We start from the raw sequence: 12,834 nt of genomic DNA, 5'->3' as shown, positions 1-12,834 counted from the left end.
CCGATGTCAATACGATTGGCCCCATGACAGAGCAGCCGCGTACTTCGAACGTCCCTCCGAAGCCTTCTCTTGACGGCCTGGAGGACAGATGGGTACGCGTCTGGGAGGACGAGGGCGTCCACCGCTTCGACCGCACCCGGCCGCGCGGCGAGGTCTACTCGATCGACACCCCGCCGCCCACCGTGAGCGGCTCCCTCCACGTCGGCCACGTCTTCTCCTACACCCACACCGACACCGTCGCCCGTTACCACCGCATGCGCGGTCGCGCCGTCTTCTACCCGATGGGCTGGGACGATAACGGGCTGCCGACCGAGCGCCGCGTGCAGAACCATTTCGGCGTCCGGTGCGATCCGTCGCTTCCCTACGATCCGGACTTCGCGCCCCCGGCCAAGCCCGACCCGAAACGCCAGCAGCCGGTCTCGCGGCGCAACTTCATCGAGCTGTGCGAGCGCCTCACCGAGGTCGACGAGAAGGCATTCGAGGAGATGTGGCGGCGCGTCGGCCTGTCGGTCGACTGGAGCCACCTCTACACCACCATCGGCGACACCGCCCGGACGGCGTCCCAGCGTGCGTTCCTGCGCAACCTGGCCCGCGGCGAGGCGTACGTCTCCGAGGCGCCGACGCTGTGGGACGTCACGTTCCGCACCGCCGTCGCGCAGGCCGAGCTGGAGGACCGCGAGCACCCCGGCGCCTTCCACCGGATCCGGTTCCACGGCGACCGGCGCCCCGTCTACATCGAGACGACGCGGCCGGAGCTGCTGCCCGCCTGCGTCGCGCTGGTCGCGCACCCCGACGACGAGCGGTACCAGGAGCTGATCGGGACGACCGTGCGCACGCCGCTGTTCGGCGTGGACGTCCCGGTCGTCGCGCACCGGCTGGCCGAGCCAGGCAAGGGCTCCGGCATCGCGATGATCTGCACGTTCGGCGACGTCACGGACGTCACCTGGTGGCGCGAGCTGGACCTGCCGACCCGCGCGATCATCGACTGGGACGGGCGGCTGGCCGCCGACCCGCCGCAGGGCGTCCCCGCGGAACCGTACGGTGAGCTGGCGGGCAAGACGGTCTTCTCGGCCAGGGAGCGCGTCGTGGAGCTGCTGCGCGAATCCGGCGACCTGGACGGGGAGCCCCGCAGGATCAGCCGGCCGGTGAAGTTCTACGAGAAGGGCAGCAAGCCCCTGGAGATCGTCACGACCCGGCAGTGGTACATCCGCAACGGAGGCCGCGACGGGGGCGTCCGCGCCGAGCTGCTCGCCCGCGGGCGGGAGCTGGAGTGGCATCCCGGCTACATGCGGGCCCGCTACGAGAACTGGGTCGAGGGCCTGAACGGCGACTGGCTGATCTCGCGGCAGCGGTTCTTCGGCGTGCCGATCCCCGTGTGGTACCGGCTCGACGACTCCGGCGAGCCGGTGTACACCGACCCGATCGTGCCGGCCGAGGACGCGCTGCCGGTCGACCCGTCGTCCGACGTCCCGCCGGGCTTCACCGAGGACCGGCGCGGCCGGCCGGGCGGCTTCGCGGGCGACCCCGACGTGATGGACACCTGGGCCACCTCGTCGCTGACCCCGCAGATCGCGGGCGGCTGGGAGCGCGACGCCGACCTGTTCGCCCGGGTCTTCCCCTACGACCTGCGGCCGCAGGCGCACGACATCATCCGGACGTGGCTGTTCTCCACGGTCGTCCGCTCGCACCTGGAGCACGGCTCGCTGCCGTGGAAGGGCACCGCCCTGTCCGGGTGGATCCTCGACCCGGACCGCAAGAAGATGTCGAAGTCCAAGGGGAACGTCGTCACGCCCATCGACCTGCTGCGCGAGTTCGGCTCCGACGCCGTCCGGTACTGGGCGGCCGGCGGGCGCCCTGGCACCGACACCGCGTTCGACACCGGCCAGATCAAGGTCGGCCGCCGCCTCGCCATCAAGATCCTCAACGCGTCGAAGTTCGTGCTCGGCCTCGGTGAGGCGGCCCCGGACGCGCCGGTCACCGAGCCGCTGGACAAGGCGATGCTGGCGGCGCTGGCCGGAGTCGTCGGGGAGGCGACGGAGGCGTTCGAGGGCTACGACTACGCGCGCGCTCTGGAGCGCACGGAGCGGTTCTTCTGGGAGTTCTGCGACGACTACCTGGAGCTGGTCAAGGCCCGCGCCTACGGCGACGGGCCGCAGGCGCTGTCCGCGCGTGCGGCGCTGCGCGCCGCGCTGTCGGTGCTGTTGCGCCTGTTCGCGCCCGTCCTGCCGTTCGTGACCGAGGAGGTCTGGTCGTGGTGGCGGCACGGGTCGGTGCACACGGCCTCGTGGCCGACCGCCGCCGAACTGCCGCCGGGCGGCGACCCGGCCGTCCTCGCGGCCACGGGCGAGGCGCTCCGGCAGGTCCGCAAGGCCAAGTCGGAGGCCAGGGCGTCGATGCGCGCCGACGTGACGCGCGCGGTCGTGCGCGGCTCGCAGGTGACGCGGATCGCGCGTCCCGACCTGGCCGCGGCAGGCCGGATCGCCGACCTGACCCTGGAGGACGCCCCCGCCGCGCTCACCGTCGACGTCGTCCTCGCCCCCGCGACGTAGATCACCCCGGCCGGGCCTTGACGCGGATCCGGCGCACTCCAGATATTGGATCGGCGGTCTAATGAGATGCCGCCGCAGGAGGAGACGGGATGAGCGAGATCGACGAGCGGCACCCCGTGATCACCCCCCGCCGGGTGCGGTTCGACTGGACGGGCACACCGCTGCACTGGATCCCGGACGAGCCGGTCGCCACGCACTTCATCAACGTCCTGCACCTGCTGCTGCCCGCGGGCGAACGGTGGTTCGTGCACGTCTACAAGGAGGCGCTCCCGCTCGTGCGGGACGACGAGCACCTCTACCGCGAGGTGAAGGGCTTCATGGGCCAGGAGGCCGTGCACGCCTACTCCCACCAGGGCGTCCTGGACCGGCAGATGCGGGAGCAGGGCCTCGACCCGCGCCCGCTCACCGACCGGATCGAGTGGGTGTTCCGGCGGATCCTCGGCGACCGGTGCCCGGTGCCGCTCCTGCCCCGCAAGCGCTGGCTGTTCGTCCGGATCGGCGTCATCGCGGGCATCGAGCACTACACGGCGGTGCTCGGGCAGTGGATCCTGGACGCCCGCGAGCTGGACGAGGCGGGCGCCGACCCGACGATGATGGACCTGCTGCGCTGGCACGGCGCCGAGGAGGTCGAGCACCGGTCCGTCGCGTTCGACGTCTACCAGCACGTGGCCGGGCGGTACTGGATGCGGTTCATCGCGTTCTTCATCGGCGTCCTCGCGCTGCCGCTGATGGTGTACGTGGGGGCCGCGTTCCTGTGCCGGGCCGACCCGGCGCTGAGCGGCGTCCGCCCGCGCATCCGCGACTACCGGCGGGCGGTGCGGCGCGGGCTGTTCCCCAGCAACCGCTTCATGTTCTCCGCCGGCCGCGCGTACCTGCGGCGCGACTACCACCCGTCCCGCGTGTGCTCGACGCAGCGGGCGCTCGACTACCTCGCGGTGTCGCCCGCGGCGCGGGCCGCCGGCGGCCGGACGTCGTGAACCGCGCCGCTCACAGTGTGCAGGGCAGGTGCTTGATGCCGTTGATGAAGTTGGAGTAGAGCATCTGCGGCTCGCCGCTCGCGCGGATGCCCGGGACGCGGGTGAACAGCTCCCGGAACATCACCGTGATCTCCTGCCGGGCCAGGTTCGCGCCCAGGCAGAAGTGCGGGCCGGGGCCGCCGAACCCGACGTGCGGGTTGGGGGAGCGGGTGATGTCGAAGACGTCCGGGTCCGTGAACACCTCCGCGTCGCGGTTCGCGGAGTTGTAGAACAGCAGGACCTTGTCGCCCGCCTTGTACCGCTGGCCGTTCATCTCGTGGTCGCGGGTCACGGTCCGGCGGAACTGGATGACCGGCGTCGCCATCCGGACGATCTCCTCGACCGCCCCCGGGATGCGGGCGTCGAAGTCCTCCGTCAGCAGCGCCCGCTGCTCGGGGTTGTCGGTGAACAGCTTCAGCCCGTGCGTCATCGCGTTGCGGGTCGTCTCGTTGCCGGCCACGACGAGCAGGATGAAGAACGAGCCGATCTCCTGGTCGGTCAGGGACTCGCCGTCCACGTTGGCCGAGACCAGCCGCGACACGAGGTCGTCGCCGGGGTGCCGGCGGCGCCTGCGGGCGAGCTTCATCGCCAGGTGGTTCAGCTCGTACCCCGCGGACATCGCCATGAGCAGCCCGTACAGGACGCCGATCCGGGTGATGCCCTCGCGGGTCACGTCCTTGCCGCCGGCGTACTCGGGGTCGCCGAGCCCCAGGATGGTGTTCGTCCGGTCGTACACCATCGGGCGCACCCGCTCGGGGATGCCCATCATGTCGCAGATGACCTGCACGGGCAGCCGCGCCGCGACGTCGGTGACGAAGTCGGCCGACCCCTTGCGCTCCAGGTCGTCGACGATCCGCGTCGCGGTCGCCTGCAGGTCGGTCTCCAGCTTGGCGAGGACGCGCGGGGTGAACGCCCGCGACACGATCCGGCGGATCTTGGCGTGCCGCGGGTCGTCCATGTTGATCATCGAGCCGAAGTAGCGGGCCATGTACCGGGGCAGGTCGGCGATGCTGTTCGAGCACGGCTCGCTGCTGAACACCTCCGGCGTCCGGCTGGCCTCCACCACGTCCGCGTGCCGGGCGAGCGCGTAGTAGCCGGGCCCGGTCCGGATGAACGGCAGCTTGAGCTCCGGGAAGAACGCCGGATGCTCGCGCTCGCGCAGCCGCGAGAACGCCGCCAGCCGCCGGTCCGGGGGCAGCGACCAGAAGACCAGATCGGACAGGTTGTCCTGGGTCGCCCGTGCCGTCGTCGTCACCGCACACCGTCCTCGGAAGTCAGAACGCCGTTCGGTTCCCATCGAACCGAGCTTTCCGGACATCCGTCAAGCCCGGCGCGGGTACGGCCCCGCCGCCGGGGGCACCGACGCCGCACGGCGATCGAGCGCCCTCCGGTCATGGCAGGAGGAGGAGGGCGAGGGCGGTGAGGGAGGCGAGGGCCGTGGCGGTCTTCACGGGCGGCATGCGGGCGGCCATCGCGACGTCCCGTCGATCGTCGCGGGCGAGGTAGGTGAGCAGGGCGCTCAGCGCGCGCCCGGCGCCGAAGGCCGTGCCGGTCAGGACGGTGGTGAGCGGGTCCTCGTGGACGAGGACCAGGCCCAGGGCCAGGACGTAGGGGGCCGTGGCGGAGACGTAGGTGCGGACGCCGGTCCCGAGTTCGAAGCCGAACTGGAGGGCGCCCCTGCGGAGGTGGACTTGCAGGATGTCCTGGGGGATCTGTCGGGCGTTCTGGGGGAGCGGGACGCGGACCAGTCCCGCCTCGCGCGCGACCCCCAGCCCGGCGACGGCCAGGACCGCGGCGGTGCGGGCGGACGGCGGGAGCGGTGCGGAAAGACCGGACAGCAGCCAGATCACCGTCGCGGTGAGCGTGCCTCCGAGCAGGAGCCCGAAGGTGAAGACGGCCAGGACCTCGCCCTGCCGTACGGGGGCCCGCCAACCTGGCGAGAACAGCACGGATTCGCTGTTGCGCGTTCAGACGCTGCCGGAGAGGGAGAACCCGGCGAGCGCGCCGATCGACGCCCAGCACAGGACGGCGGCGTCCAGGGCGGCTGCCGACACCGACAGGAGTGCGAGGGCGGCGACGGGCAGCAGCGGGTCGGTCGTGCCCCGCCGCAGCCGCCCCGCGGTCAGTTCTTGCACGCCATCGCCTTGCGGCAGATGGTCTTGTACCAGTTGCCCTTCTTGGATTTCTTCCAGCCGTCATGGCAGCGCCAGGTGACGCCCTTCTTGCAGCTGCCGCAGCTCTTGGCGTAGGCCCAGAGCCAGCCGTCGTAGCCGCCCCCGTAGCACTGGTTGGGACGCAGCTTGTAGCGGCCCGGGTCCGACACGCCGGACTTGTGGAAGCCCTTGTACTTCCCGCTCGTCCGGCAGCACACGCTGCACACGAGGCTGGGCCCGCAGCCGGGGGAGCAGTTGTGGTCGGCCGCGTACGAGGGGCAGCGCGGATAGATGTCGTAGTAGCCGACCAGTTGGAAGCCCGATGCGAGCGCCTCCCGCGCGGGCGGGAAGACGCCGAGGGCCTTCAGGCCGGCGGTGGCGCCCGCGGCGGCGAGCCCCGTGAGGACGCTGCGCCGCACCGGGCGGAACCGCGGCCCGGCCGCGGGCACCGGGCGCCGCCGGACGCGCTGCGCCCCGGCCGGGCGGGGGCCGCGCAGCGGCGGGACGTCTTCCAGTTCGATCATCGTGCCGCCTCCAGGGTGAGGGCGCGGAGGGCTTCGGGGGAGCCGACGGGCTCGGCGGCCCGCACGCGCCCGTCGTCGCCGACCAGCACGGCGAACGGGGTGGCGGGGACGCGGTAGTCGGCGAACAGGCCGTCCTGCTCGCCGGCCAGCACGCTCACGCCGGGACGCGGCGCCTCGTCGGGCGGCGGCCCCGCGAAGATCGCGTGCAGCGGCCGTCCGGCCGGGACGGCGGCGAGGACGTCGCCGCACACGCCGCACTCGCGGTCCAGGAAGAGCAGCAGGCCGGGCCCGAGGCGGTCGAAGGCGGGCGCCGGCGCGCCCGCGGCGGGGCCGGGCCCGGCGGGCCGGGCGGCCCCCCGGCCGAGCGCGTGGACCTGCCGGACGAGTCCGGCGACCACCAGGGCGAGCAGCAGGATCGCCGCCCATGACAGCAGGAGCGCGCTGTTCTGGAAGCTCATCCGGCCGTCCTCCTCTCCTCGGTCATGGCGTGCGGGAGCGTCCAGAGGAGCACGGCGAACCCCAGCCCCGCCGCGACCTCCACGGACGACTCGTACAAGGTGGGCCCGGTCGGAAGCCCGTGCAGAGCGCCGGTGAGGGCGAGCGCGGAGAGCGCGGCGGCCCGCCCCGCGACCCAGCCGTTCATCGGCGTGCCGGCGCCGCCGCATCCGCAGGGGACGCCGCGCCGGGTGCGGGCCACGTGCGCCGCGTAGGCCGCGTACAGGGCCAGCAGGACGGCCGCCGCCCCGCCGGCCGCGCGCGCCGGACCGTCCAGCCGGAGCAGCAGCGCCGCCGCGCCGGCGACGCCGATCAGCGCCTCCGCGGCGATCACGGCCGCCGCGGCCGCGCCGGCGAGGGCGGCCGGGAGCACCCGGTGCGCCCGCACCGCGGCGGCCAGCGCCGCCGGGCGCGCGATCTGCCCGGCCAGCGACACCAGCAGGACCAGCGGGACCGTGACGGCGGCGATCCCGGCGAGCAGCCCGGTCACCGGACCGCCTCGACCGCCAGTCCCGCGAGCCGCCGCGGGACGTCGCGGACCCGGTCCTCCTCGGGCAGCACGGTCACCAGCAGCGATGCCAGCGCCAGCAGGAAGTAGGGGCCCTGGCCCTCCACGGTGTCCCGGAACAGCTCGCCGCCCGCGACCGGGGCGCCGCGCCACGGCGGGAGCCGCCTGCGCGTCACCGTGGTCAGCGCGGTGATCTCCAGCAGGCCGATCCCCGGCACCTCCTTGACCATCTCGGCGGGCTCGGGGCGCCTGGCCCGGCCGCGCGGGACGGCGGTGACCCCGTCCTCGTGCTCGGTCAGGCGCACCGTGTCGAAGAAGGCCACCGCGTCCGCGGGGCGCCCGTGGTAGAGGTGCGTGAACACCGCGTGGCGGCGTCCCTCCCACACGGCCGCGAGGACGGGGTCGCTCAGGCCCGTCTCGGCGTCGCGGGTCGTCGTCCTGCCGACCCTCAGCCGCCCGTCCTGCATGCGGAACTCCTGCTCGAAGCGGTCGACCCCGATGTCGGCGGCCCAGGCCAGCGCGTCCTCGCGGGTGCCGCTGGAGAGCTCGTGGAGCCGCCCGCCCTCGGCGATCCGCGCCACCGAGGTGCACGGCCGCCGCAGGTCGTGGTCGCCGGCGAGCCGGATCCGCACGCCGTCGAGCGACCGATGGGTGACGTGGTGCCCGCGCGTGCCCATGCCGTCCCCTTCCTGTGGGGACGAATCCCACAGAAGTGCCGCGGGTAACAAATGCGACGCTACGCGTGATACTTCATTTCTGGGTCAAACCTTCCGGAAGTGGTCACGCCCGGGACCGGGTAGGGTCAACTGCCGGACTCGCGCGGCAGCGGCGTTTCAGCGGCGGCCGTCCCCGGCGCCCTGGGTAGGGTCGTGTGGTTCTCCGGCAGTAGGCGCGTGAGGTGGAGCCCGTGAGCAAGGTCGATGTGCTGATCCAGCGGCTGGATCCGGAGCTGCCCCTGCCGCGGTACGCCCACGCGGGCGACGCGGGCGCCGATCTGGTCGCCGCCGCCGACGTGGAACTGCCGCCGGGGGAGCGCGCCGTCGTCCCCACCGGGATGGCGATCGCGCTGCCGGACGGCTACGCGGCTTTCATTCACCCGCGGTCCGGATTGGGCGCTAGGTTGGGAGTGACCATCGTCAACGCACCCGGTACGGTCGACGCCGGCTATCGGGGTGAGATCAAGGTGACCCTGCTGAACACCGACCCCCGCGCCACGGTGAGACTGCGGCGCGGAGACCGGATTGCGCAGATGGTCGTCCAGCGGGTCGAGCACGCAGTGTTCCACGAGGTCACCGAGCTTCCCGGATCGGCGCGCGGAGACGGCGGATTCGGCTCCACCGGCGGATTCGGCCCGGCCCCGCGATCCGGGGACAATGAGCACAGTCGAGAAGGAGCGTGAGTCGTGGCTTTTGGACGTCGCCGGCAGGCCGAGGAGCCCGCGGAGGGTCCCGAGGTGACCGAGGAGCCGGCGGAGACCGCCGAGGAGGCTCCCGCCGAGGCGGGGTCGGCCAAGGCAGATTCGGCGGCGGGCGGCCCGTGGGATTCCGAGGAGTCCTTCCCCGAGATGCAGCGGCTTGACTTCGGGGCCCTCCAGGTTCCGATCGCGCCGGGGCTGGGCTTCCAGGTGAACTTCGAGGCGACCCAGGTCGACGAGGAGGGCAACCCGCTCGACGGGCGCCCCGTCGCCGTGCTGGTGCAGTACGAGGAGAGCGCCATGCAGCTCCAGGTGTTCGCCGCGCCGAAGCGCAGCGGCATCTGGGACGACGTGCGCCGTGAGACCGCCAAGGACATCCAGGAGGAGGCGCAGGGCCAGACCCAGGAGGGCGAGGGCCCGTTCGGCTCCGAGCTGCTGGCGATGGTCCCGGCCGCGCTGACCGAGGAGGTCCTCGCCGAGATGCCGCAGGAGGTCCGCGAGCAGATCCCGGCGGAGTTCGTCGAGCAGGGCTGGGCGCCGCAGATCATCCGTTTCCTCGGTGTCGACGGCCCCCGCTGGTTCCTGCAGGCCGTGGTGCAGGGCGCCGCGATCGAGGACGAGGAGCAGTGGCAGGTCCTGGAGGACGTGCTGCGCGGCGTGGTCGTGCACCGCGGCGACGCCCCGATGCCGCCCCGCGAGCTGCTGGAGCTGCAGATCCCCCAGGAGTTCAGCGAGGCCGGCGAGGAGGAGGAGGCCGTGGAGACCTTCGACCCGTTCGAGCGCGGCCCGGAGATCACCGAGGTCCGCTGACCGCACGAGCACCGGACCCGCCCGGCCGCACGCTTTTCGGACGTGCGCCCGGGCGGGTTCGTGCCGTCTGGCCCGAGCCGATCGCTTGCCTTGGACCGGCCCGCGGGCGGTCAATCGGGACATGTCCAAGAAGACGCGCAAACGCCGGGCCCGCAAGCGGAGCAAGCACAACAAGGGCAAGCGGCCCAACGCCCGCCACTAACCCTCGATCATCTCGAACGTCATCGCGTGCTCGACGCCGGCCTGCTTCCCGCCGGCCTCGGCCGTGCCGGTGAGGAACGCCTCGGCGTCGAACCCGGCGCCGAGTTCGGCGAAGTACACGCGGTGCGCGAGCAGCGAGTCGATGCCGGCGCGCAGATGGCCGGTGACGTCCACGTAGTGGGTGGCCTGCGGCGATCCGCCGAACAGCGCGAACCGGACGCCCCGCCACGGTTCGAGGCCGAGGTCGCGGAACACCCAGCGGTTCGCCGCGTCCCGGACCGCGTCCGCGACCGCGAGGCCGAGCACGCGGTGGTCGGCCATGTTGAAGCCGCCGCCGGGGAAGGTCTCGCGGAAGTTCACCGACAGCACCACCTCGGGGCGGTGCCGCCGGATCGCCGCGGCGAGCATCCGCCGCAGCGGCAGGCCGTACTCCAGCGTGCCGTCCGGCAGGTCGAGGAACTCGACGGCGCGGGCGCCGACGATCCGCGCCGCCTCGACCTGCTCGGCGCTGCGGACCCGCCGGACCTCGCCGGGGTCCATCGAGTCGATCCCGGCCTCCCCGCGGGTGGCCAGCACCTCCGTCACGGTCTTGCCCTGGCCCGTCCACTTGGCGACCGCCGTCGACGTCCCGTACTCCAGGTCGTCGGGGTGCGCCACGATCGCGAGCGCGCGTTCCCAGTCCTCAGGCACCTCGTCCATCCCCCCATCCTCCCGGATGCGGGAAGGGTCGTCGGCGCCGAGGGCGAGGGCCCACCACAGCACGTGCCCGCGCGGCGGGGGAGGCCGGGCCCGGCGATGGTGGGGTTTTGCCTACCCCGATCGGAGTGCTGGACCCATCCTCTGCGGCTTCGCGCGTCCGTAGCTTCGTGTACCGAAGGCGCCCCGCGAGGGGGCGCCGGGCGGAGGTGAGGACGATGTTGGGACGCAGGGGACCTGAGCCGGAGCGCCGGGCGCCGGGGGAGGCGCTCCGGCTGGAGAACGTGCGCCGCGTGTTCGGCCCCGAGGGCAATCAGGTCGTCGCGCTGGACGGGGTGTCGCTGTCGCTGCCGACCGGGTCGTTCACCGCGGTCATGGGCCCGTCCGGGTCCGGCAAGAGCACGCTGCTCCAGTGCGCCGCGGGCCTGGACCGTCCCACCGGGGGCCGCGTCTTCGTCGACGGCGCGGAGCTGACGGGCGACGGGGAGGCGGAGCTGACGAAGTTCCGGCGGGAGCGGATCGGTTTCGTCTTCCAGCAGTTCAACCTGCTGCCGACGCTGTCGGCCATGCAGAACGTGGTGCTCCCCCTCAAGCTCGCCGGCCGCAGGGTGGACAAGGGGCAGGCGCGGGCCGTCCTGGACCGGGTGGGCCTCGGCGAGCGGCTCGGCCACCTGCCCGCGGAGCTGTCCGGCGGGCAGCAGCAGCGGGTGGCGATCGCGCGGGCGCTGCTCGCCCGGCCCCGGGTGCTGTTCGCGGACGAGCCGACCGGCGCGCTCGACACCCGCAGCGCCCGCGACGTGCTCGGCCTGCTGCGCGAGTCGGTGCGGGCCTTCGGGCAGACGGTGGTGATGGTGACCCACGACCCGGTCGCCGCGTCCTTCGCCGACGCCGTGCTGTATCTGGCGGACGGGCGGATCGTCGGCCACCAGTCCGCGCCGACCGCCGAGGCCGTGGCGGAGCGGATGACGCACCTGGCCGACGAGGTCGAGCGCCAGCGCACGACGGCGGGGGCGTGAGATGTTCGCACTGGCGATCCGCTCCCTGCGCCGGCGCGCGGGCGCGTTCACGGCGAGCTTCCTCGCACTGTTCCTCGGCTCCGCGATCATCATGGCGTTCGCCTCGATGCTGGACACCGCCGCGGCGAGCGGCGCGACCGGGGAGGCCCGGGACACGCTGGTCATCATGGCCAACGTCGTTGGCGGGTGGGGACTGCTTCTCGTGGTGTTCGCGGTCACTTCGACGCTGACCCTGTCGGTGCGCCAGCGTGCGTCGGAGATCGCGCTGCTCAAGAGCGTCGGCGCGACCCCGGCGCAGCTCGCCCGGATGATCGTCGGCGAGGCGGCCGGGCTGGCCGTGGCCGCGGCGCTGCTCGCCGTCGTCCCCGGGATGCTGGCGGGCCGGGGCGTGCTCGGCCTGCTGCACGGCACGGGCCAGGTCCCCGCCGAGATCGGCCATCACTTCGGCCCGGTCGCGCTGTCGATGGGGATCGGCATCACGACCGTCTCCGCGACCGTCGCCGCCCTGATCACCGCCCGGCGCGCCACCCGCGCCGGGGTCGCCGACTCGATGCGGTCCGCGGCGGTGGACACCGGGAGGCCGAGCAGGAAGCGCATCGTCTTCGCGGTGCTGTTCCTGCTGCTGGCGCTGGACGAGGCGGTCATCACGGTCACGCTGATGGACGGCAAGGGCAGCGACGCGATGGCGACGTCCGGGCAGGCCGACATCCTCGCCGCGATCGGGCTGGCGCTGCTGGCTCCGACGATCATGCGGCGGGCGACGTCCCTGCTGGCCCGGCCGCTGCGCGCGTTCGGCGCGGCCGGCGAGCTGGCGGCCGCCACGATGCGCCGCCGGACGGGCGCGCTGGCGTCCGCGGTCGCCCCGGTCATCCTGTTCGTCGGCACCGCCGTCGGGACCCTGTACCTCCAGGCCGCCGAGAACGCGGCGATGGAGGCCGCCGGGCTGGCCAAGACGGCCGAGCAGAAGAGCATCGAGACGCTCAACTTCGTCGTCATCGGGATGGTGGTGCTGTTCACGGCGATCATGCTGGTCAACACGCTGGTCGCGGCGACCGCGCACCGGCGCCGCGAGTTCGGGCAGACCCGGCTCGCCGGCGCGACCCCGCGCCAGGTGCTCGCCGCGGTGGCGCTGGAGTCGGCGGTGCTGACGGTCACCGGCGTCGCCTGCGGAACGGTCGCCTCGGTCTTCACGATCGTGCCCTTCGGGCTGGCCCGCCGCGACTCCGCCGTCCCGGCCGGGGACGCGTGGACCTACCTCGCGGTCGTCGCTCTCGCCGCCGCCCTGACCGGCGCCACGACCTGGGCCGCCACCCGCCGCGCGATCCGCGTCCCCGCCGTGGAGGCCGCCCTCCGCTGACCGCCCGGCTCGTCTTCGCGTGGGTGCTCATCCATACCGGATGAGCACTCACTCATGTCGATGCTCTCCGGCGAGGCGTTCCGATCGGACGTGGG

The 12,834-nt window shown here is 73.3% G+C and carries 15 protein-coding genes; 7 read left to right on the top strand and 8 right to left on the bottom strand.

Translation table 11 applies throughout. The features are described from left to right. The first annotated feature begins 23 nt into the window (after nucleotides 1-23). Both valS and CHC11_RS22295 read left to right on the top strand, forming a co-directional pair. Nucleotides 24-2,549: a valine--tRNA ligase gene (gene valS / locus CHC11_RS22300; protein ID WP_089313701.1), complete on the top strand. Its 2,526-nt coding sequence runs from the start codon at nucleotides 24-26 to the stop codon at nucleotides 2,547-2,549. Nucleotides 2,550-2,638: 89 nt separating this feature from the next. Continuing rightward, a complete protein-coding gene (locus CHC11_RS22295; RefSeq protein ID WP_089313700.1) occupies nucleotides 2,639-3,526 on the top strand; it encodes a metal-dependent hydrolase in 888 nt (295 codons plus the stop codon). A 10-nt stretch (nucleotides 3,527-3,536) separates the two neighbouring features. Here CHC11_RS22295 and CHC11_RS22290 read toward each other — a convergent pair whose 3' ends face one another. From CHC11_RS22290 to CHC11_RS22265, 7 genes are all read right to left on the bottom strand, one after another. Then, entirely contained in the window at nucleotides 3,537-4,862 is a 1,326-nt protein-coding gene (locus CHC11_RS22290; RefSeq protein WP_089313699.1) for a cytochrome P450, read from the bottom strand. Between the two features lie 94 nt (nucleotides 4,863-4,956). Next, nucleotides 4,957-5,514 carry a hypothetical protein gene (locus tag CHC11_RS22285; protein WP_089313698.1) on the bottom strand — a complete coding sequence of 186 codons (558 nt, stop codon included), beginning with the start codon at nucleotides 5,512-5,514 and terminating at the stop codon, nucleotides 4,957-4,959. 18 nt (nucleotides 5,515-5,532) lie between these two features. Further along, nucleotides 5,533-5,700: a hypothetical protein gene (locus CHC11_RS41490; RefSeq protein ID WP_179278944.1), complete on the bottom strand. Its 168-nt coding sequence runs from the start codon at nucleotides 5,698-5,700 to the stop codon at nucleotides 5,533-5,535. Continuing rightward, nucleotides 5,688-6,242: a hypothetical protein gene (locus CHC11_RS22280; RefSeq protein WP_089313697.1), complete on the bottom strand. Its 555-nt coding sequence runs from the start codon at nucleotides 6,240-6,242 to the stop codon at nucleotides 5,688-5,690. Before CHC11_RS22280 ends, CHC11_RS41490 begins: the two co-directional genes overlap by 13 nt. Next, complete coding sequence (locus tag CHC11_RS22275) at nucleotides 6,239-6,700, bottom strand: hypothetical protein (protein ID WP_089313696.1); 462 nt, start codon at nucleotides 6,698-6,700, stop codon at nucleotides 6,239-6,241. Before CHC11_RS22275 ends, CHC11_RS22280 begins: the two co-directional genes overlap by 4 nt. Next, on the bottom strand, nucleotides 6,697-7,227 hold the full coding sequence (locus tag CHC11_RS22270; protein ID WP_089313695.1) for a MauE/DoxX family redox-associated membrane protein: 531 nt from the start codon (nucleotides 7,225-7,227) through the stop codon (nucleotides 6,697-6,699). Before CHC11_RS22270 ends, CHC11_RS22275 begins: the two co-directional genes overlap by 4 nt. Continuing rightward, a complete protein-coding gene (locus CHC11_RS22265; protein WP_089313694.1) occupies nucleotides 7,224-7,922 on the bottom strand; it encodes a hypothetical protein in 699 nt (232 codons plus the stop codon). Before CHC11_RS22265 ends, CHC11_RS22270 begins: the two co-directional genes overlap by 4 nt. Nucleotides 7,923-8,152: 230 nt before the next feature. Here CHC11_RS22265 and dut point away from each other — a divergent pair, with 230 nt between their 5' ends. The 3 genes from dut (at nucleotide 8,153) to CHC11_RS44050 (ending at nucleotide 9,671) form a co-directional block, all read left to right on the top strand. Next, nucleotides 8,153-8,644 (top strand): dUTP diphosphatase, encoded by a 492-nt coding sequence (gene dut / locus CHC11_RS22260; protein WP_089313693.1) that lies wholly within the window; start codon nucleotides 8,153-8,155, stop codon nucleotides 8,642-8,644. A gap of 3 nt (nucleotides 8,645-8,647) precedes the next feature. Then, nucleotides 8,648-9,469: a DUF3710 domain-containing protein gene (locus tag CHC11_RS22255; protein WP_089313692.1), complete on the top strand. Its 822-nt coding sequence runs from the start codon at nucleotides 8,648-8,650 to the stop codon at nucleotides 9,467-9,469. A 121-nt stretch (nucleotides 9,470-9,590) separates the two neighbouring features. Continuing rightward, nucleotides 9,591-9,671, top strand: coding sequence for a 50S ribosomal protein bL37 (locus tag CHC11_RS44050; protein ID WP_476692282.1), 81 nt, complete (start codon nucleotides 9,591-9,593; stop codon nucleotides 9,669-9,671). On the opposite strand, the gene CHC11_RS22250 is transcribed toward CHC11_RS44050, so the two are convergent. After that, complete coding sequence (locus CHC11_RS22250; RefSeq protein ID WP_425427336.1) at nucleotides 9,668-10,327, bottom strand: PIG-L deacetylase family protein; 660 nt, start codon at nucleotides 10,325-10,327, stop codon at nucleotides 9,668-9,670. The two genes, CHC11_RS44050 and CHC11_RS22250, sit on opposite strands and share 4 nt — an antisense overlap. A 257-nt stretch (nucleotides 10,328-10,584) precedes the next feature. Between CHC11_RS22250 and CHC11_RS22245 the strand changes: the two genes are divergently transcribed. Further along, complete coding sequence (locus CHC11_RS22245; RefSeq protein WP_089313690.1) at nucleotides 10,585-11,382, top strand: ABC transporter ATP-binding protein; 798 nt, start codon at nucleotides 10,585-10,587, stop codon at nucleotides 11,380-11,382. Nucleotide 11,383: 1 nt separating this feature from the next. Next, a complete protein-coding gene (locus CHC11_RS22240) occupies nucleotides 11,384-12,739 on the top strand; it encodes an FtsX-like permease family protein (RefSeq protein ID WP_089313689.1) in 1,356 nt (451 codons plus the stop codon). The last annotated feature ends 95 nt before the right edge of the window (nucleotides 12,740-12,834 follow it).

It is taken from the genome of Actinomadura mexicana, assembly GCF_900188105.1.
In the GTDB taxonomy this organism is placed as follows: Bacteria; Actinomycetota; Actinomycetes; order Streptosporangiales; family Streptosporangiaceae; genus Spirillospora; species Spirillospora mexicana.
This window is presented reverse-complemented; position numbering and strand designations above follow the sequence as displayed.

Coding starts and splice junctions, on each gene's coding strand:
- CHC11_RS22245 (WP_089313690.1), top strand. CDS start 10,585: ATGTTGGGACGCAGGGGACCTGAGCCGGAGCGCCGGGCGCCGGGGGAG.
- CHC11_RS22280 (WP_089313697.1), bottom strand. CDS start 6,242: ATGATCGAACTGGAAGACGTCCCGCCGCTGCGCGGCCCCCGCCCGGCC.
- CHC11_RS22240 (WP_089313689.1), top strand. CDS start 11,384: ATGTTCGCACTGGCGATCCGCTCCCTGCGCCGGCGCGCGGGCGCGTTC.
- CHC11_RS22295 (WP_089313700.1), top strand. CDS start 2,639: ATGAGCGAGATCGACGAGCGGCACCCCGTGATCACCCCCCGCCGGGTG.
- CHC11_RS22290 (WP_089313699.1), bottom strand. CDS start 4,862: ATGGGAACCGAACGGCGTTCTGACTTCCGAGGACGGTGTGCGGTGACG.
- CHC11_RS44050 (WP_476692282.1), top strand. CDS start 9,591: ATGTCCAAGAAGACGCGCAAACGCCGGGCCCGCAAGCGGAGCAAGCAC.
- valS (WP_089313701.1), top strand. CDS start 24: ATGACAGAGCAGCCGCGTACTTCGAACGTCCCTCCGAAGCCTTCTCTT.
- CHC11_RS22275 (WP_089313696.1), bottom strand. CDS start 6,700: ATGAGCTTCCAGAACAGCGCGCTCCTGCTGTCATGGGCGGCGATCCTG.
- CHC11_RS22265 (WP_089313694.1), bottom strand. CDS start 7,922: ATGGGCACGCGCGGGCACCACGTCACCCATCGGTCGCTCGACGGCGTG.